Source organism: Curtobacterium sp. MCPF17_011, assembly GCF_003234145.1.
GTDB lineage: Bacteria > Actinomycetota > Actinomycetes > Actinomycetales > Microbacteriaceae > Curtobacterium.
Map to the genome: position 1 here is coordinate 43,242 of NZ_QKSK01000007.1, position 18,358 is coordinate 61,599.

The following is an 18,358-nucleotide window of genomic DNA, read 5'->3' on the forward strand; positions in this document are numbered from 1 at the left end:
ACATCGCCGAGTTGTGGGTTCGAGTCCCACCGGGGGTACGAGGACCGGGCGGGCAGCGCCGTCGGAACGCCACCACTCGTTACGCTGACCCTGTGGTCGGGATCGGGAGTGCGCTGACGAACCTCCGGGACGCCCTCCGGCGCCCCGAGGCCCACGTCGAGGTCATCGACGGCGAGACCGTCCCGATCGGCATGCTCCTCGGCACGCTCGGCACCCTGCTGCTGGACGCCGGCAGCTCCGTCACCGACGTCCGGTCCGCGCTCGAGAAGACCCGCGACGCCGCCGGTGTCGGCGACGGTCTGGCGATCGGCGTGCTGCCGGCGCTCGTGATCGTCAGCGAGACCGCGACCGGCGCCGCCACCATCGTCAACGCCGAGGGCATCGAACTGTCGTTCCGCCAGTCGGCCCGCGCGAACCGTCTGGTCCTCGGCCTGGAACGCGGCGCGATCGCGCTGGCCGAGATCCCGGCCCGTGTCCGCAGCATCCGGCAGGGCACCCGTCCACCGGCACCGCTGCCGTGGGTGCTCGGCAACGCGCTGACGTCGGCCGGGCTCGCCGTCGTGTTCCGGGTCCCGTGGTGGGCGGTGCTCGTGGCCCTCGTCGTCGGGGCGCTGGTCGGGGTGATCGGGCTGCTGCTCCGGCGCTTCCGGGAGGCCGTCGCCGTCGTCCCGTTCCTGGCGGCCTTCTGTTCGACCGCGGTCGTCGGGCTCGTCGCTGCGAGCACCGGGTTCGACCACGTCCCCCTCTACGCCGTCTGCGCGCCGGTCGCGGTGTTCGTGCCGGGAGCGCTCATCACCAACGCGCTGCTCGAACTCACGGCAGCCGACATCGTCACCGGTTCGGCGCGGCTGATGCAGGGCCTCATCATGCTCGGCTTCATGGCGGCGGGCATCGCGGCCGGTAGCGCCGTCACCGGGCTGCGCGTCGACCCGACGTCCGCGGCGCTCGTCGGCGAGGTCGCCGGCATCGGCACGGACCGCGCGGGCTGGGAGGCGGTCCCGGCCCTCTGGGTGTCGTGGGTCGCCGTCGTGGTCCTGGCGACCGGCATCAGCCTGGTCTTCGGCTCGGGGTGGCGCCTCACCGCGGCCTCGGTCGTCGTGATGGTCACCGCCTACGCGGTCGTCTCGTGGCTGACCCCGTTCAGCGGCAGCGTCGTCGCGACCGGCCTGGCCGCGGCACTGCTCTTCGTCGCGACGCGCGTGCTGGAGCGGATGGTGCCGGTCATCCCGGCGACGGTGTCGTTCCGACCCGCGTTCCTGTTGCTCGTCCCGGGCACGGTCGGCCTGGTCGCGGTGGCGACCTTCGACGCCGGAGCGCTCGCGACGCCGCTCGCGACGTTCGTCAGCCTCTGCGTCGGCACGAAGATCGGTGGCCTCCTGCCCGGCCTGTTCGCCCGCTCGGCCCCCACGCACTGAGCCCGGTCCCGGGACACCGCCGATGGCGGGACGGGAGGCCCGTGGCGGGCTCGTGCCGAGCCTCCCGGCAGTCAGGCAGTCAGGCAGTCACACCGACAGACCGACAGGCAGACAGACAAGGTGACCGGCAACTGTTGCCGGGCGCTTCAAGACCGGATGCCGGCCCCGTCGAACCGGAGCCACGCCCAGGCGGCCGCGGCCGCCACGAGCACCACGCCGACCCCGGTGGCCAAGGCGGCGACCGGGACGTGGGTGCCAGCCGTGCCGGAGTAGACCGCTGCGGCCAGGCCGACGCCGACCGCCGTGAGGGCCGCGTAGCTCGGTCGCGAGACCGAGGCGAGCGCGGCACCCGCGGTCCCCCGGAGCGGCAGCAGCGTGACGACGAGAGCACCGAGCCCACCGACGCAGAGGGTGCTGGCGAACTCGGAGACGAGCGACCCTGCGAACCCGGAGGCCGGGGTGAGGCTGTGCAGCACCCATCCGACGACCGCGAGGACGAGCAGTGCCACCGAGCGCCAGATCGCACTCCGCGCACACGCGGCGAGGCCCCGTCCGAGGTGCATGGCGGCGGTGCCCCCGTCGGTGCGGGCGACCGGGACGAGGAGGACCCCGACGACGAGGGCGGGGGAGAGGTCGGCGGCGCGGGTCAGTCCGCTCGCCAGGACCGCTGCGAGGAGCAGGCCGGGGGACAGCTGGTACGTGACGGTGTGTCGGTCCTCGCCCGCGGTCCAGCGGGTGGCGAGGACGACCCCGGCGCTGAGCACGGCGACGCCGGCGACGACGCCGATCGCGAGACGGACGTAGCGTGCCTCCAGCGCGATGCCGGTCCCGAGGAGCGTGAGCACCCCGGCGACGGCGATCCCGAGGGTGACCGTGACCCAGCTCGCCACGGCGTCGTCGCCGTGGCGACGTTCGGAGCGGGTGCGGTTGCGGCCGGTGAACCGGGCGGCCCGCAGGGGTGCCCGTTCGCGGAGGGCGCCAGCGAGGACGCGGACCGGGCCGGCGACGAGCAGGAGGAACACGGCGGCGACGCCGGCCGCGACGGCGAGGGTGCGCCACGAGGACGCGGACTGGATGGTGGGCACGGCGTGGTCGTACCCGGTGGCGACGGTCCAGTCGCCGGCGGGACCCGTCCAGTCGGGGCGGCCGCCGTGGCTGCCGGAACCGCCGGCGCCACCGCCGGGCAGCGCGCTGCCGGACGTACCGTCGTCGCTCGACCCGGTTCCGGCCCTGCCGATGCCGGACCCGTCGGCCGTGTCGGAGCCCGATCCGTGGGCCGGGGCGGTGCCGCTGCCGTGCGCGCCGCCACCTCCGGCGCCGCTGCCGGGGGTGGTGCCGGGGGAGCTGGCGGCGTCGACGGAGGCGCCGCGGGAGACGCGGAACGCGACGGCGGTCGCCGCGGACGAGGTGTTGCCCGCTTCGTCCTGGGCCACCGCACGGGCCATGTGGGACCCGGCGCGGAGGCTGTCGGCTGCGCGGCAGGACCACGATCCGTCCGCGGCGACGGACGCCCGGCAGACCGCGGTCGAGTCAACGTAGGCGGTGACGACGGTGCGCGGCTCGGCCGTCCCGGTGATCCGGACCCCCTGCGTGCTGCCCGGGGCCGATCCGGCCGGCGCGGTGATCCGCGGCGCGGCCGGGGCGGTCCGATCGACGACGAGGGTCCGAGCGGCCGAGGCGGCACTCCGGAGGTCCGATCGGTACCCGGTCGCGGTGCTCGCGGTCTGCGTGGCACTGACATCGACGCTGCCCTCGGCCGGTGCGCCCGGGCCGGTGCCCCATCGAGCCGCCCAGGTGCCGGCCGCGGTGACGACCGCGGTGAGCGCGGCGGAGGAGCCGGCCCGGCCGACGGTCACGGTGGCACCCGGGAGGCCCGTGCCGGTGACGGTCCCCGTGGTCGGGCGCCGGGCGTCGATGGTCGGCGGCACGATGACGTCCGACGGTGCCGCATCGGCGTTCGGCAGCGCGGACGCCGTCATGTCCAGGACGGTGAAGACCTGGGCCGGGCCGGAGCGCACCGTCCCGACGCAGGACCAGGTCCCGCCGGGCGTCGCGGTGGCGCGGCAGACCGACGCCGAGGGGACGGCGGGCTCGGCCACGCGGACCTGGTGGCCCGGTGTCGCACGACCGGCGAACCGCGCGAGGGCGGTCGTGATGTCCCCCGGGTCGACGATCGTCGGCGCGGTCGGGGTACCGCCGGACGGTGGGATGGGGGTGTTCGTCGGGACCGGGCTCGAGGCGTCCCCCGGGCCGGGCGCCGGCGCGGGCACCGGGTTGGAGTAGACGGGAGGCTGCGTCGGGGACGGCTGCGGCGCGTCCACCGTTCCAATGCCGGCTCCGGTCCCGGCGCCGGGGAGCGTGGTGGTCGTCGCGAGGGCGGGAACGGACACCAGGGGCAGGAGCACCAGCCCGACGATGGTGACGAGCGACCGGGCGGCAGTCCTCCGGGATCGTCGACGACGGACGTCGCCCCCGACGTCCTGGTGCTGCACGTTGTCCCCGCCCGTGTCCATCCTGTCCATCCCATGCGATCCGGGCCCTCCGGTCAACACCCCGCGCGGCGGAACACCCCGGTTCCGCATCATCCGTGCCCTTCCGTGCGTCGATCGGGGCCCCCTCCGGACGCGGTCCGCGAGCCCGGTGTGCGTCACTCGGGAATCGGCCGTGAAGATCGGCGAGCGGCGAGGTCGCTCCGAGGCGCTCGGTAAGATCGATCCGGACCGCTGAGGTCCGACAGCGGGCTGCGGAGGTCCGCACGCAACTGCGGCCCGACGCGCAAAGGAGTACGCCCGAATGGACACCGGACTCGTCACGACGCTCATCGTGATCGGCGTTGTGGTCGTCGTCCTCGTGGTGATCGGCATCTGGTTCTGGTCCAGCCAGAAGTCCCTCGTCGCGTTGCAGCAGCGCGTCGACACGGCCTGGGCCGAGATCGCCGCGCAGCTCCACGAACGCGCCGAGCTCCTCCCCACCATCGTGGACACCGTGCAGGGTCATGCGGCGCACGAGAAGTCCGTCCTGACCGCCGTCACCGACGCTCGGGCCGAGACACTCGCTGCGCACGACGCCGTCGCCGCCTCCACTGCCGAGGGGCACATGCAGAAGGCGCTGAAGAGCGTGTTCCGGGTGGCCGAGGGGTACCCGCAGCTGCAGTCCAGCCAGTCCTTCCTCGAGTTGCAGTCGCGGCTCGTGTCCACCGAGGACAAGATCCAGTCCGCCCGCCGGCACTACAACGGTGGCGTGCGCGAACTCAACACCAAGGTCAAGTCGTTCCCGGCTTCGAGCATCGCGAAGCGTCGGGGCGTCGGGCCGGCGCCGTTCTTCGAGACCGCCGAGCCGGCCGCCATCGCCGAGCCGCCGCGGGTGCAGTTCTAGCGGTCCCGGCCGTCGAGTCCCCGGCACGCGCCGTCGAGTCCCCGGCACGCGCCGTCAGGGCCGGGGAGTGACTCCGAGCGCTGCGGCGAGTGCGCGTGCCGCAGTTCCGCGGTCGGTGACCTCGACCCCGTCGAGCCCCTGCCACGCCGCCGTCCGCCGGAGCAGTGCTGCGAGCCGCTCGACGTCGATCACGGCTCCGGGCTCGTGCCACGCCGTCCGGACGTGCAGGACGCCGCGCTGCCGATCGCTCTTCAGGTCCACCCGCCCGACCAGGGCGTCGTCCTGCAGCACCGGGAGCACGTAGTACCCGAACACCCGTTTCGGCGCTGGCGTGTAGATCTCGATCCGGTAGTGGAAGCCGAACAGCCGCTCGGCCCGCGGACGGAACCACACCACCGGGTCGAAGGGGCTGAGGACGGCGTCGACCTCGACTCGACGCGGCACCCGGGCGTCGACGTGCATCCACGCCCGGTCCCGCCAGCCCTCGACCGTGACCGGGACCAGCTCGCCGGCGTCCTGCAGGTCGGCGATCGCGGCAGCGGTGTCGTCCGCACGCAGTCGGTGGTGGTCGGCGAGGTCGGCGCGGGTGCCCACGCCCACGGCCCGGGCCGAGCGGCGGACCAGCTCCCGGACGGCGTCGGCCCGGCTGGGTGCGGTCGCGAAGTACCCCGACGGCAGCACCTGCTGCGGCAGGGCGTAGACCCGCTCGAACCCGGACCGTCCCGCGCTGACGACGTCACCCCAACGGAAGAGCTGCTCGAGCCCGTGCTTCACGTCGCTCCAGCCCCACCAGGGGCCCCGTCGGACGTTGGACTCGTGTTCGACCGCACTCGCGGGCATCGGTCCCTCGGTGGCGAGCAGGGCCAGGAGCTCGTCGCGCACCCGGGCAGTGCGTTCCACGCCGGGGATCCGGAGCGGGTTGGTCGTGTCACGCTGCCGGTAGGCGTCCATCCGCCACCGGAACAGCCGGAGGTCATCACGCGGGACGAACGCCGCCTCGTGAGCCCAGTACTCGATCCAGGGGCTGCGCTGCGTCAGCGTCAGCCGGTCGAGGGCGCCCTTGTCGTACGGACCCAGCCGGGCGAAGAGCGGCAGGTAGTGGCTGCGCTCGAAGACGTTGACGGAGTCGATCTGCAGCACACCGAGTCGGGCGAGGCCGGCCGACACCGCCCGGTTCGGGACGAGCACCGCCGGCGAGCCCGAAGGCGACGGGACCGCCGTCGAGGGCGACGGGACCGCCGCCGAGGGTGTCCGGCCGAACCCCTGCGCGGCGAGGGCGACGCGGCGGGCCTCGGCAGCGGAGAGCGTGGTCCTGACCATGACGGGAACGCTACCGATCCCCGCCGACGCCCGGACCGGCCCCGGGACGGACGTCGCACATGCCCGGACCGGCACCTGCCCGGTTCCGCGTGGCTACAGTGGCGGAATGGCATGGGGCAAGAAGACTCATCCCGACCCCGTGGTCGAGGATTCGGTACCACTCGGCATGCGCATCGCGGGGGCGTTCTCGTGGCGCGTGCTCGTCATCGCGGGCGTCATCGCCCTCTTCATCTGGCTGATGACGATCTTCAGCGAGATCCTGATCCCCTTCCTGATCGGCGTCGTGATCTCCGCCCTGCTCGTGCCGCTCTCGAACCGGCTGCAGCGCTGGCACGTCCCGAAGTGGCTCGCGGTCATCATCAGCCTGCTCGGCGGGCTCGCCGCGGTGGCCGCCCTCGTGTGGCTCGTGATCGACCAGATCGTCGCCTCGTACCCGTCGCTGCGGGACCGGACGGTGTCCCAGTACGGCAACGTCCGGTCGTTCGTGCTCAACTCCGGATTCGGGATCTCACAGAAAGACGTCAACACCTGGCTCGACGAGGCCACCAAGTGGGTGCAGGACAACTCCGGCACGATCCTGTCGGGCGTCGCGAGCGCCGGCTCGAGCGCCACGCACGTGTTCGAGGCGCTGTTCATCATCCTGTTCACCACGATCTTCCTGCTCATCGACGGCAAGAACGTCTGGCGTTGGACGGTCCGGCTGTTCCCGCGCAAGGCCCGGGCGACCGTCGACGGTGCGGGCGTCGCCGGCTGGATCACCCTGACGAGCTTCATCCGGGTGCAGATCTTCGTCGCCTTCGTCGACGCGGTCGGCATCGGCCTGGGTGCGTTCATCGTCGGCCTGTTCTTCGGCGGAATGCCCCTGGTCATCCCGATCGCCGCGATCGTGTTCCTCGGCGCCTTCATCCCCGTCGTCGGTGCGATCGTCACCGGCTTCCTCGCCGTCTTCGTCGCTCTGATCTTCAACGGCCCGCTGGCCGCGCTCCTGGTGCTCGGTGTCGTCCTGCTCGTGCAGCAGATCGAGGGCCACATCCTGCAGCCGCTCGTGATGGGCAACGCGGTCAAGGTGCACCCGCTGGCCGTCGTGCTCGGCGTGACCGCAGCCTCCGGTCTGGCCGGCATCGCCGGTGCGTTCTTCGCCGTCCCGCTGATCGCCACCCTGAACGCGATGGTCACCACGATCGCGAGCGGTCGCTGGCGTGGACTCGACTCGGACCACGTGCTCGAGGCGACCCCGAAGCACGGTCAGCACGGCAGGATCCAGCTGCTGCGGCGACGACGGCACCAGGTCGGCGACGACGTCCCGGCGCCCGGCAGCGACGCGCAGCCGGCCGCCGAGCCCGGCACCGCCAGCACCAACTGAGCGTCACGTGGCAGCCGCGGAGTCCGCGACCGACGATGATGGGATCGTGACCGACACGACTGCGCCCCCGATCCCGACGCTCGCCGACATCGAGGCGGCGCGCGCGACGATCGCCGGGGTCGCACGGGTCACCCCGATGGAGACGTCGAAGTTCCTCGAGGGACTGCTCGGCTCGCCCGTCCACCTGAAGTGCGAGAACCTGCAGCGCACCGGTGCGTACAAGGTCCGCGGCGCCTACAACCGGCTGTCGACCCTGTCGGCGGCCGAACGGGAGGCCGGCGTCGTCGCCGCCAGCGCCGGCAACCACGCGCAGGGGGTCGCCTTCGCCGCCCGTGAACTCGGCATCCCCGCCACGATCTTCACCCCGGTGGGCGTCGCCCTGCCCAAGCTGCAGGCCACCCGCCGCTACGGCGCCGACGTGGTGCTCCGCGGGCACTCCGTCGAAGAGGCGCTGTCCGCCGCGAAGGAGTTCGCGGCCCGCACCGGAGCGGTCTTCATCCCGCCGTTCGACCACCCCGCCGTGATCGCCGGCCAGGGCACGCTCGGACTCGAGATCGTCGACCAGGTCCCCGACGTCGACACGGTCGTCGTCCCGATCGGCGGCGGCGGCGTCATCTCCGGCATCGCGATCGCCGTCAAGGGCCTCGCCGAACGCCTGGGCCGCGAGATCCGGGTCATCGGCGTGCAGGCCGAGAACGCCGCCGCCTACCCGTCGTCGATCGTCGCGGGGGAGCCGCTGACGATCACGACCTCGCCGACGATCTCCGACGGCATCGCGGTCGCACGTCCGGGCGACATGAACTTCCCGATCATCCGCGACCTGGTCGACGAGATCGTCACCGTCTCGGACGACGACACCGCCCGGGCCCTGCTCGTGCTCCTCGAGCGCGCGAAGCTCGTGGTCGAGGCCGCCGGAGCGGTCGGCGTCGCCGCGATCATGTCCGGCGCCGTGCACGACACCGGCAGGACCGTGGTGTTGCTCAGTGGCGGCAACATCGACCCCCTCATGATGGAGCGGATCATCACCCGCGGCCTCGTCGCGGCGTCGCGCTACATCGGCATCCGGATCATGCTGCCGGACCGCCCGGGCCAGCTGGCCCGCGTGTCCCAGATCATCTCGGACGCCGGTGCGAACGTCGTCGAGGTCCTGCACACCCGCCACGGCCAGGGACTCGTCATCAACGAGGTGGCCCTCGACCTGTCCATCGAGGCGCGTGGACCCGGCCACGCGGACGAGGTGATGGCGCGTCTGCAGGAAGCCGGGTTCCGCCCGGAGCAGCTCACCAACTGACGGATCGCCGCGCGGCGGCAGCGGCCGTCCTGGAGGCCGCCCCGGCTCCGACGTCCGGCTCACGCCGGACGTGCCACGGGCCTCCAGATCGATGTCGGCCACGGTCGACGGGGTCCGGACGCGGATCGTCGACGGAGCGCACCGCTCGGGTCGACTCGACGTCCGCCCGGTCGGCCGCACGACGTGGGAGACCCGCACACTCGTCGTCCACCCGCCCGGCACGGACCGACACGAACGCCTGCTGCTCCGGTTCGCGCACGCATGGCCGCTGGCGGGCCTGGTGGTGGCGGGAGCGGCCACGGTGGCCTGGACCGGGGTGAGGTGACCACTCGGTGGGCAGGCACGAGCGCGCACACGCAACAGCCCGACGTGCGCGAGGGAGAGCGCACGCCGGGCTGGAGTGTCAGGTGCCGGGCGGCAGCGACGGCCTAGGGCTCGTAGCGCTCGACGTTCGTGACCTCGACCGCGATCTCCTTGCCGTTCGGCGCGGTGTACGAGGTCTTGCCGCCGGTGCGGAGGCCGAGGATCGCGGCGCCCACCGGGCTGACCGGGCTGTACACGGTGAGGTCCGAGCCCTCGGCGACGATCTCGCGGTTGCCCACCAGGAACGTCGACGGGTCGCCGGCGATGGTGGCCGTGACGACGGTGCCCGGCTCGACGGTGCCGTCGAACTCGGCCTCCGTCACCGTGGCGTGCTTGAGGAGCTCGGTCAGCGACCGGATGCGGGCCTCGATCTTGCCCTGCTCGTCCTTCGCGGCGTGGTAGCCGCCGTTCTCCTTGAGGTCGCCCTCTTCACGGGCGGCCTCGATGCGGCTCGCGATCTCGATGCGGGCCGGGCCGGTGAGCTGCTCGAGCTCGGCGGTGAGACGGTCGAACGCCTCCTGGGTCAGCCAGGTGCCCTGCGTGTCGTTGCTCATGTCGTTTCCCTTCGGCCGTGGTGGTCGGGACCGGTCACGGCGTGTGGCGCAAAAGAATCGAGACCGGCCGGCGGCCGGTCTCGATTCGTGATTCCGAGCAGTCTAGGGAACCCAGCACGAGTGGATCAACCCGGTGACCGCCCGCGTCGTCGTCTTCACCTGCGTCGAGATCGAGCGGTCACGCTGATCCTCCGCGGGCAGCGTCACGACCCGCCATCCGACGATCGTGTACGACTTGTCCAGCGCCTGCACCGCGCACTCCACAGGGGTGCCCGGGTCGACGGCGACCTGGGTGTGCACGACGACGCTGTGGTCGGACAGGACCTCGTACCCGACGTCGTCGGTGTCGAGCCCGTGCGTGGTCTGACCGGGGCCTGCCCAGATCACCCAGACGGCGAACACGACCGCGATGGCCGCCGCGATCACGACGGCGAGCAGCTTGCCGCGCCGCCGGGTGTCCACGCTGCGTCCGTACCGGTCGTCGAGCGACGTCCGGTCGTCGAGGACGGCGGACGTACCGCGTTCGGTTCCGCCTGCTGGGGCGTGGTGCTGATCGGACAGTTCGGGGCTCCCGGGGTGATTATCCTGATCCAAGGGTAGTTCACGCTCGCCGTGCGCCACCCGCGACCGCAAGTCCGCGAGCTGTGAAGGAACGCCGTGCCCCATCGTCTGCTGGCCGTGCACGCCCACCCCGACGACGAGTCGAGCAAGGGAGCGGCCACGGCGGCGAAGTACGTGGCCGACGGCGCCCAGGTCCTCGTCGTCTCGTGCACGGGTGGTGAGGCCGGAGACATCCTCAACGAGCAGCTCCCGGACACCGCGAAGGCCCGGGCGCACCGCGACATGGCCGGCTTCCGGCGTACCGAGATGGCCGCAGCGCAGGCAGCCCTCGGCATCGACCACGTGTGGCTCGGGTACCACGACTCCGGTCTGCCCGACGCCGAGAAGGGCGAGACCGTCCGGCCCGGCACCTTCGCGACCGTGCCGCTGGAGTACAGCACCGAGGCACTGGTCCGCGTCATCCGGCGCTTCCGTCCGCACGTCCTGGTCACCTACGACGAGAACGGCGGGTACCCCCACCCGGACCACATCCGGACGCACGAGGTCTCGGTCGCCGCCTGGCGCGATGCCGCCGACCCCGAGACGTACCCGGATGCCGGCCCGGCCTGGTCGGTCTCGAAGCTCTACTACGAGCGCACGATGAACCCGCGCCGGATCACCGCCTTCCACGAGGCGCTGCGCGAGCGGGAGCCCGACAACCCGCTCCTCGAGCAGCTCGGCGAGTGGGTGGAGCGGTTCGCGGACCGCCCGGACCTCGCCACGTCGCACGTCGACGTGCACGAGTACTTCGACGCGCGCGACGCCGCGCTCCGCGCACACGCCAGCCAGGTGCCGCCGGACAGTCCCTTCTTCTTCTGGCCGAACGACCTGCTCGCCGAGGTCTGGCCGACCGAGGACTACCAGCTCGTCGAGTCCCGGGTCCCCACCGAGCTCCCCGAGTCCGACCTGTTCGCAGGCATCCCATCCGAAGAGGACGCACACGCGTGAGCACCATCGCCGCGGTACTGGCCGCCACCACCCCCAGTCCGAGCCCGAGTGGTGTCCCGGACGTCGACGTCACCCCGGGGGTCGCCGGCTTCGTCGCGATCGCCCTGGTCGCCATCGTGACGATCCTGCTGGTGGTCGACATGACCCGACGCATCCGCCGGACCCGCTACCGCGCCGAGATCCGGGAGCGCCTGGAGGCCGAGGTCGCCGGCGACTCCGGCGACGGTGCCGTGACGGACGAGCCGGCGCGTCGTGTCGCCGAGGACGGCCGGGCCGACGTCGGCGACGACACCGAGCGCGGCTGACGCGACGCGCTGAGGGACGGACGGGAGGCTCCCCACCGGCTGGTGGGGAGCCTCCCGTCCGTGTCCGCGTGGTCGCGCCCCGCCGTCTGCGGGAGACACCGTCGTGTGCGCGAGACGCCGCCGAGATCGGCGCAGTCTGGCTCGGACGGCGGCGTCTGGCGCAGACGGGGCCCCTGGCGGCCGGGTCAGCGCACCGGGTGCAGCGCGATCACCAGGATGCCGGCCCACTGCGCCGCGAAGGCGACGACGGTGAGGGCGTGGAAGACCTCGTGGAAGCCGAAGAACGTCGGCGAGGGGTCCGGACGCTTGAAGCCGTAGACGGCCGCGCCGAGGATGTAGGCCAGTCCGCCGGCGAGCACGAGCACCGTCATCGGCACGCTGGCGGCGAAGAGCTGCGGCAGGATCAGGAACGCCGCGCAGCCGAGCGCCAGGTACAGCGGCACGTACAACCACCGTGGTGCGCCGATCCAGAAGACGCGGAACGCGACGCCGAGCAGCGCGCCGCTCCACATCACCCACAGCACGATCACCATCAGTTCGTGCGGCAGCGCGCAGACCGCGACGGGTGTGTAGGTGCCGGCGATGAGCAGGAAGATGTTCGTGTGGTCGATGCGCTTGAGCACGCGCTTGACGACCGGTCGCCAGGGGAAGCGGTGGTAGGTCGCCGAAACGCCGAACATGATCAACGACGTGGCCATGAACACGGCGCTCGCACCCTTCGCCGCCGGGGTCGCCGCGAGCGTGATGAGCACGATGCCCATGGCCGCTGCGAACGGGAACGTGCCGGCGTGGATCCAACCGCGCCATGCCGGGCGGGCGTCGGCGGGACCGGTCGTGGTCGGGGTGGTCTCGGCCTCCTCCGTGAACGGCACGTGGGGGAGGGCGGGCACGCCCTGGTCTGACTGCATGCTCCGACCGTACGGCCGGCGGACGGGACGGTGGCTGAGAGTCAGCACGAGGGGTGCTTGCACTACAGTCGACGCGTGACGGGCAAGCTGGGATGGGCGGGACGCGGGCTCCTCTACCGCGCCTACCAGAACCGCATCCGCCGCCAGATCGACGGGGCGCAGAAGCCCCGGCACGTCGCGATGATCGTCGACGGGAACCGGCGGTGGGCCCGGCAGCTGGGCCTGGAGACCGCCGCCCACGGGCACCGGGCTGGCGCGGCGAAGATCCCCGAGTTCCTGTCCTGGTGCGAGGACCTCGACATCCAGGTCGTCACGCTCTACCTACTCTCGGCCGACAACCTGAAGGGTCGTGGCGGCGAGGAGCTCGACCAACTCGTCGGGATCATCGCGGACCTGGCCGAGCGGCTCTCGCGCCACCGCACCTGGCGTGTCCAGCACGTCGGCTCGAACGACGGCCTGCCGCCGGAGCTCGTCGCGGCACTCGCAGCCGCCGAGGAGCGCACCGCCGACCACACCGGGCTGCACATCAACCTGGCGGTCGGCTACGGCGGCCGGCGAGAGATCGCCGACGCCATGCGGAGCATCGTCCGGAGCCATGGTGAGGGCGGCGGGACGCTCGACACCCTGGCCGAGGTCCTCACGCCCGAGCTCATCGGCGACCACCTGTACACGCAGGGGCAGCCGGACCCGGACCTGATGATCCGGACCTCGGGGGAACAGCGGCTGTCGGACTTCCTGCTGTGGCAGAGCGCGCACAGCGAGTTCTACTTCGTCGAGGCGTTCTACCCGGACCTCCGGGAGGTCGACTTCCTCCGGGCGGTCCGCGACTTCGGGTTGCGGTCGCGCCGGTTCGGCGGCTGACCGGACAGGTCTGAGCGCCCGCACAGGAAGCGAGACGTCCTCATGGCTTCCGGTCGCCAGCATCCGCCTCCTGGCGTTCCGCGGACTGCATTCGCCCGCATGCACGGGTCCCAGTAGGCTCACAGGGTTCTGCCCACTGGAAGGTGCCCCCGTGACCACGATCGACGAGTACGTCGCCGGCTTCGCCGAGGAGCCCGGATACCTCGACCACGCTGCCTTCGGTCCCGTGCAGACCGCCGTCCTCGAGGAGCAGCGTGTCCTCGGCCACATCCAGGAGCACATGCGCTTCGGGGCCATGGAGACGCTCGACGAGCAGGACGCCCGCGTCCGCGCCGTCGCCGCCCGGCTCGTCCGCCGCCGCGAGGACCAGGTCGTCTCGCAGACCGCCACCACCCCCGGCCTGCTGCACACCGCGTTCGGCCTGACCGGCGGGGTGCTCGTCGCCGCCGACGAGTACCCGTCGCTGCCGCTCGCCCTCGCCAGCGCCGCCTCGGCCACCGGCGGCCGCGTGCAGCCCGTCGTCATCGAGTCCGGCGCCGGCTGGCTCACGCCCGACCTCATCCGCGAGCGTCTGTCGGACGACGTCACCGCGGTCGCGCTGTCCCTCGTCGACTGGCGCACCGGGTACCTCGCCGACCTCGCCGCCATCCGCGATGTGATCGGTGACCGTCTGCTCATCGTCGACGCCATCCAGGGCTTCGGCATCGTCGACGCTCCGTACGAGGTCGCCGACGTCGTCGCCACCGGCGGCCAGAAGTGGCTGCACGCCGGGTGGGGCACCGGGTTCACCGCGTTCAGCGACCGCGCCCTCGAGCGCGTCAAGCCGGCACTGTCCGGACCGCACGGCACGACCGGCTGGCCCACCGACGTGCCGAGCGTCCGCCCCGCAGCCGCCGCCTTCGCCATGTCGCGCGTGGACCCGGTCTCGCAGGCCCGCCTCGCCGTCTCGCTCGAACGCCTCACCGCCGTCGGCGTCGCCGCCGTGCAGGAGCGCATCGCCGACCGGGTGGACCGGATCATCGACATGGCGGACGAGTTCGGGCTGCCCGTCGAGTCCAGCCGCGACCCCCGCGAGCGTGCCGGCATCGTCGTCCTCCGACCAGCCGCCGGACGGCTGACGGCGCTCACCGCGGCGATGCACAACCACGGCGTCACCGCGACCGCTCGTCTCGGCGAGGTGCGGGTGTCCGCGTTCGCGTCCACCACGGACGAGACGCTGGGCATGTTCCGCGACGCGTGCATCTCGTACGCGACGATGGGCTGACGCCGGCGCTTCTGGTCCGGCTCTGCTCGGCCTCGTCCGGCGCCGAGTGGTGACGACTCCCCGTCGGCACTCCGCCGAGCGGTCGCGTTGTGTCCCCTTGGGGCGGCGGGAGCGACGTTTCGCGACCGCTCGGCGCGGGGTGCTGGGCGTGGCAGGACGGGCGGGAGGCGCGTGGCGGGGCCGTACCGCGCCTCCCGTCTGCGTCCGCCGAGCGGTCGCGACTCCCCGTCGGCACTCCGCCGAGCGGTCACGTTTCGTCGCTCTGGGGCGGCGGGAGCGACGTTTCGTGACCGCTCGGCGCGGGCTGCTGGGCGTGGCGGGACGGACGGGAGGCGCGTGGCGGGGCCGAACCGCGCCTCCCGGACGTTCAGCCACGCGACACACGACCGTAACCGCAGGACCAGGCGTGTCGCTGGTGCCGTCGCACCGCGCGTCGTAGCTTGGCGACATCGGGCAACGCGCCCGGTCGGAGCGGCCACGGTCGGTGCTCCGGGACCGCTCCAGTGGCCGCGTCGAAGGACATGACCGGGCCGAGCGCGGCCCGGGGATGGAGTGGTCGTGACCTCTCAGAACGTCTCTCGCGGAACGTCTTCCACCTCGCCGCAGCACACCGCTGCGAGCAGCCGGGCCGCGGACTCGTCCACGCCGGTCGCCCAGCGCACGTACGTGCTGGACACCTCGGTGCTGCTCAGCGATCCGCGCGCCCTGTTCCGCTTCGACGAGCACGCGGTGGTCCTGCCGGTCGTGGTCGTGAGCGAACTCGAGTCGAAGCGCAACGACCCGGAGATCGGGTACTTCGCCCGGCAGGCGCTGCGGATCCTCGACGAGCTGCGCATCGAACACGAACGCCTCGACTTCCCCGTCGCGGTCGGTGACGGCGGGTCCTTGCGCGTCGAGTTGAACCACTCCAACCAGTCGGTCCTGCCCTCCGGACTGCAACTCGGCGACAACGACTCCCGGATCCTGGCGGTCGCGTCGAACCTGGCGAACGACGGGCTCGACGTGGTCGTCGTGTCCAAGGACCTGCCCCTCCGGGTGAAGGCCGCCTCGATCGGCCTCGCCGCGCAGGAGTACCGCGCGGAACTCGCCGTCGACAGCGGCTACACCGGCATCACGACCCTGCAGGTGTCCGGGGACCAGGTCGCCGACCTCTACGAGACCGAGGAGATCCGGACCCCCGAACTCGACGGCGTCCCGGTCAACACGGGTGTGGTCATCCACTCCGAACGTGGCTCAGCGCTGGGCCGCGTGCATTCGGCCGGCGCGGTGTCGCTGGTGCGCGGCGACCGCGAGGTGTTCGGCCTCCGCGGCCGCTCCGCCGAACAGCGACTGGCGATCGACGCCCTGCTCGATCCGGAGATCGGCATCGTCTCGCTCGGCGGCAGCGCCGGCACCGGGAAGTCGGCGCTCGCGCTGTGCGCCGGACTCGAAGCCGTCCTGGAACGCCAGCAGCACAAGAAGATCATGGTGTTCCGGCCGCTGTACGCCGTTGGCGGGCAGGAGCTCGGGTTTCTGCCGGGCGATGCCTCCGAGAAGATGAACCCCTGGGCGCAGGCGGTGTTCGACACCCTGGGGGCGCTCGTCTCCGACAACGTCCTGGAGGAGGTCGTCGAGCGCGGCATCCTCGAGGTCCTGCCCCTCACCCACATCCGCGGACGGTCCCTGCACGACGCGTTCGTCATCGTCGACGAGGCGCAGTCCCTCGAACGGAACGTCCTGCTCACCATGTTGTCCCGGATCGGACAGAACTCCCGCGTCGTGCTCACGCACGACGTCGCCCAGCGGGACAACCTGCGCGTCGGGCGGCACGACGGGGTCGCCTCGGTGATCGAGCGGCTCAAGGGGCACCCGCTGTTCGCGCACGTGACGCTGACGCGCTCGGAGCGGTCCGCGATCGCGGCACTCGTGACCGAGATGCTCGACTCGCCGGACCTCGCGTAGCGGGCAGGCGGCGCGCCGCGGCCGCTGGCGCGGCCGGCGCGGTCTGCCGGCGCTGGCCGGACAGGCACAACGGAAACCGCTCCGAACCACGGGATGCCGTGGTTCGGAGCGGCTTCCGTTGTGCGCAGCCGCCTCGAGCCGCGGCGCAGTGGACGCCAGCAAGGACGGGCGGGAGGCGCGGTGCGGGCCCGCACCGCGCCTCCCGTCCCTCGCGGTGCGAGACGCGGCCGGGCTGGCGAGACGGCGCCGGGCTCCCGGGACGGCGCCGGACGTGCGAGACGCCGCCGAAGTCGGTGGCGTCTCGGGCACTCGGCGGCGTCACGTGCGGACGCCGGCGTCCTGCGGACCGGTCAGTTCGGGTGCGTCATGCTCAGGACGTCGAGGGCGCTGTCGAGCTGCTCCTCGGAGACCTCACCGCGCTCGACGAACCCGAGGGCGACCACGGCCTCGCGGACCGTGAGGCCCTCGGTGACGGCGTACTTCGCGACCTTCGCGGCCGACTCGTAGCCGATGACCCGGTTCAGCGGCGTCACGATCGACGGCGAGGACTCCGCGAAGGCACGCGCCCGCTCGAGGTCCGCTTGCAGCCCGTCGACCGTCTTGTCGGCGAGCACCCGAGAGCTGTTCGCGAGCAGTCGGATCGACTCGAGGAGCGCCGTCCCCATCACCGGGATCGCGACGTTCAGCTCGAACGAGCCGGAGGCGCCTGCCCACGACACGGTGGCGTCGTTTCCGATCACCCGGGCGGCGACCATGAGCGTGGCCTCCGGGATGACCGGGTTCACCTTGCCGGGCATGATCGACGAGCCCGGCTGCAGGTCGGGGATGTGCAGCTCGCCGAGGCCCGTGTTCGGCCCGGAGCCCATCCAGCGCAGGTCGTTGTTGATCTTCGTCAGGCTGACCGCGATGACCTTCAACGCGCCGGAGGCCTCGACGAGGGCGTCACGGGCGCCCTGCGCCTCGAAGTGGTCGAGGGCCTCGGTGATCGGCAGGCCGGTGTCCTCGGCGAGCTGGGCGATGACCTGCTGCGGGAACCCCTTCGGCGTGTTGATGCCGGTGCCGACGGCGGTGCCGCCGAGCGGGACCTCGGCGACTCGGGGGAGCGTGGCGTTCACCCGCTCGATGCCCAGGCGGATCTGTCGCGCGTAGCCACCGAACTCCTGCCCGAGAGTCACCGGGGTGGCGTCCATCAGGTGCGTCCGGCCGGACTTCACCGCGTCCGCCCACTCGACGGCCTTGCGCTCGAGGGACTCGGCGAGGTGTTCCAGCGACGGCACGAGCGACCGGATGAGGGCATCGGTGACGGCGACGTGCACCGAGGTGGGGAAGACGTCGTTCGAGGACTGTGACGCGTTGACGTGGTCGTTCGGGTGGACCTCGGTGTCGGCGACGCGAGAGGCCAGGGTCGCCAGGACCTCGTTCATGTTCATGTTCGACGAGGTGCCGCTGCCGGTCTGGTAGACGTCGACCGGGAAGTGGTCGTGGTGCTCGCCACCGATCACCGAGTCGGCCGCGGTGGCGATGGCCTGCGCGACGGCGTCGTCGAGGATGCCGAGGCGACCGTTCACGAGCGCCGCGGCCCGCTTGATGCGGGCGAGGGCCACGATCTGCGCCGACTCGAGGCCGGTGCCCGAGATCGGGAAGTTCTCCACGGCCCGCTGCGTCTGGGCACGGTAGAGGGCCGACGCGGGGACCCGCACCTCGCCCATCGTGTCGTGCTCGATGCGGAACTCGCCGTCAGCGGGGGTGGTGGTGTCGGTCACGTCGTCGTGGTCCTTCCTCGTGGTGCTCACACCGGGTCGCGGTCGCGGCGGTGTCGGTGGCGCTCCGGCGGCTCGTCGCTGCCGGAG

At 72.4% G+C, this 18,358-nt stretch carries 16 protein-coding genes; 10 read left to right on the forward strand and 6 right to left on the reverse strand.

Annotated features, from left to right (window positions below):
• Window positions 1-92: 92 nt before the first annotated feature.
• On the forward strand, window positions 93-1,415 hold the full coding sequence (locus DEJ25_RS10270) for a threonine/serine exporter family protein (protein WP_181427409.1): 1,323 nt from the start codon (window positions 93-95) through the stop codon (window positions 1,413-1,415).
• A 146-nt stretch (window positions 1,416-1,561) separates the two neighbouring features.
• Here DEJ25_RS10270 and DEJ25_RS17145 read toward each other — a convergent pair whose 3' ends face one another.
• Entirely contained in the window at window positions 1,562-3,937 is a 2,376-nt protein-coding gene (locus tag DEJ25_RS17145) for an Ig-like domain-containing protein (protein WP_146240663.1), read from the reverse strand.
• A 271-nt stretch (window positions 3,938-4,208) separates the two neighbouring features.
• Here DEJ25_RS17145 and DEJ25_RS10280 point away from each other — a divergent pair, with 271 nt between their 5' ends.
• Window positions 4,209-4,790, forward strand: a complete 582-nt coding sequence (locus tag DEJ25_RS10280) for a LemA family protein (RefSeq protein WP_110903347.1) — start codon at window positions 4,209-4,211, stop codon at window positions 4,788-4,790.
• 54 nt (window positions 4,791-4,844) lie between these two features.
• On the opposite strand, the gene DEJ25_RS10285 is transcribed toward DEJ25_RS10280, so the two are convergent.
• The gene (locus DEJ25_RS10285; protein ID WP_111044625.1) at window positions 4,845-6,110 is read right to left on the reverse strand and encodes a winged helix-turn-helix domain-containing protein; all 1,266 of its coding nucleotides are present in this window, start codon (window positions 6,108-6,110) and stop codon (window positions 4,845-4,847) included.
• A gap of 106 nt (window positions 6,111-6,216) precedes the next feature.
• On the opposite strand from DEJ25_RS10285, the gene DEJ25_RS10290 reads away from it, so the two are divergent.
• From DEJ25_RS10290 to DEJ25_RS10300, 3 genes are all read left to right on the forward strand, one after another.
• Window positions 6,217-7,473 carry an AI-2E family transporter gene (locus DEJ25_RS10290; protein WP_258366136.1) on the forward strand — a complete coding sequence of 419 codons (1,257 nt, stop codon included), beginning with the start codon at window positions 6,217-6,219 and terminating at the stop codon, window positions 7,471-7,473.
• A 46-nt stretch (window positions 7,474-7,519) separates the two neighbouring features.
• On the forward strand, window positions 7,520-8,764 hold the full coding sequence (gene ilvA, locus DEJ25_RS10295; RefSeq protein WP_110903400.1) for a threonine ammonia-lyase: 1,245 nt from the start codon (window positions 7,520-7,522) through the stop codon (window positions 8,762-8,764).
• Between the two features lie 91 nt (window positions 8,765-8,855).
• Complete coding sequence (locus DEJ25_RS10300) at window positions 8,856-9,089, forward strand: DUF6611 family protein (RefSeq protein ID WP_110903344.1); 234 nt, start codon at window positions 8,856-8,858, stop codon at window positions 9,087-9,089.
• A 103-nt stretch (window positions 9,090-9,192) separates the two neighbouring features.
• On the opposite strand, the gene greA is transcribed toward DEJ25_RS10300, so the two are convergent.
• Complete coding sequence (gene greA / locus DEJ25_RS10305) at window positions 9,193-9,681, reverse strand: transcription elongation factor GreA (protein ID WP_110903343.1); 489 nt, start codon at window positions 9,679-9,681, stop codon at window positions 9,193-9,195.
• Window positions 9,682-9,783: 102 nt separating this feature from the next.
• Window positions 9,784-10,143 (reverse strand): DUF4307 domain-containing protein, encoded by a 360-nt coding sequence (locus DEJ25_RS16700; protein WP_181427410.1) that lies wholly within the window; start codon window positions 10,141-10,143, stop codon window positions 9,784-9,786.
• Between the two features lie 195 nt (window positions 10,144-10,338).
• Between DEJ25_RS16700 and mca the strand changes: the two genes are divergently transcribed.
• Both mca and DEJ25_RS10320 read left to right on the forward strand, forming a co-directional pair.
• Complete coding sequence (gene mca, locus DEJ25_RS10315) at window positions 10,339-11,229, forward strand: mycothiol conjugate amidase Mca (RefSeq protein ID WP_181421539.1); 891 nt, start codon at window positions 10,339-10,341, stop codon at window positions 11,227-11,229.
• Window positions 11,226-11,534, forward strand: a complete 309-nt coding sequence (locus DEJ25_RS10320) for a hypothetical protein (protein WP_110903341.1) — start codon at window positions 11,226-11,228, stop codon at window positions 11,532-11,534. The genes mca and DEJ25_RS10320 overlap by 4 nt, the downstream gene beginning before the upstream one ends.
• A gap of 185 nt (window positions 11,535-11,719) precedes the next feature.
• Here the strand turns inward: DEJ25_RS10320 and DEJ25_RS10325 are convergent, their stop codons facing one another.
• Window positions 11,720-12,442 (reverse strand): hemolysin III family protein, encoded by a 723-nt coding sequence (locus DEJ25_RS10325; protein ID WP_110903398.1) that lies wholly within the window; start codon window positions 12,440-12,442, stop codon window positions 11,720-11,722.
• A 75-nt stretch (window positions 12,443-12,517) separates the two neighbouring features.
• Here DEJ25_RS10325 and DEJ25_RS10330 point away from each other — a divergent pair, with 75 nt between their 5' ends.
• From DEJ25_RS10330 to DEJ25_RS10340, 3 genes are all read left to right on the forward strand, one after another.
• Entirely contained in the window at window positions 12,518-13,303 is a 786-nt protein-coding gene (locus tag DEJ25_RS10330; RefSeq protein WP_181427411.1) for an isoprenyl transferase, read from the forward strand.
• Between the two features lie 151 nt (window positions 13,304-13,454).
• Complete coding sequence (locus DEJ25_RS10335; RefSeq protein ID WP_111044628.1) at window positions 13,455-14,567, forward strand: aminotransferase class V-fold PLP-dependent enzyme; 1,113 nt, start codon at window positions 13,455-13,457, stop codon at window positions 14,565-14,567.
• A 552-nt stretch (window positions 14,568-15,119) separates the two neighbouring features.
• Window positions 15,120-16,508 carry a PhoH family protein gene (locus tag DEJ25_RS10340; RefSeq protein ID WP_375334555.1) on the forward strand — a complete coding sequence of 463 codons (1,389 nt, stop codon included), beginning with the start codon at window positions 15,120-15,122 and terminating at the stop codon, window positions 16,506-16,508.
• A gap of 350 nt (window positions 16,509-16,858) precedes the next feature.
• On the opposite strand, the gene DEJ25_RS10345 is transcribed toward DEJ25_RS10340, so the two are convergent.
• Window positions 16,859-18,271: an aspartate ammonia-lyase gene (locus DEJ25_RS10345; RefSeq protein ID WP_110903395.1), complete on the reverse strand. Its 1,413-nt coding sequence runs from the start codon at window positions 18,269-18,271 to the stop codon at window positions 16,859-16,861.
• Window positions 18,272-18,358: the final 87 nt, after the last annotated feature.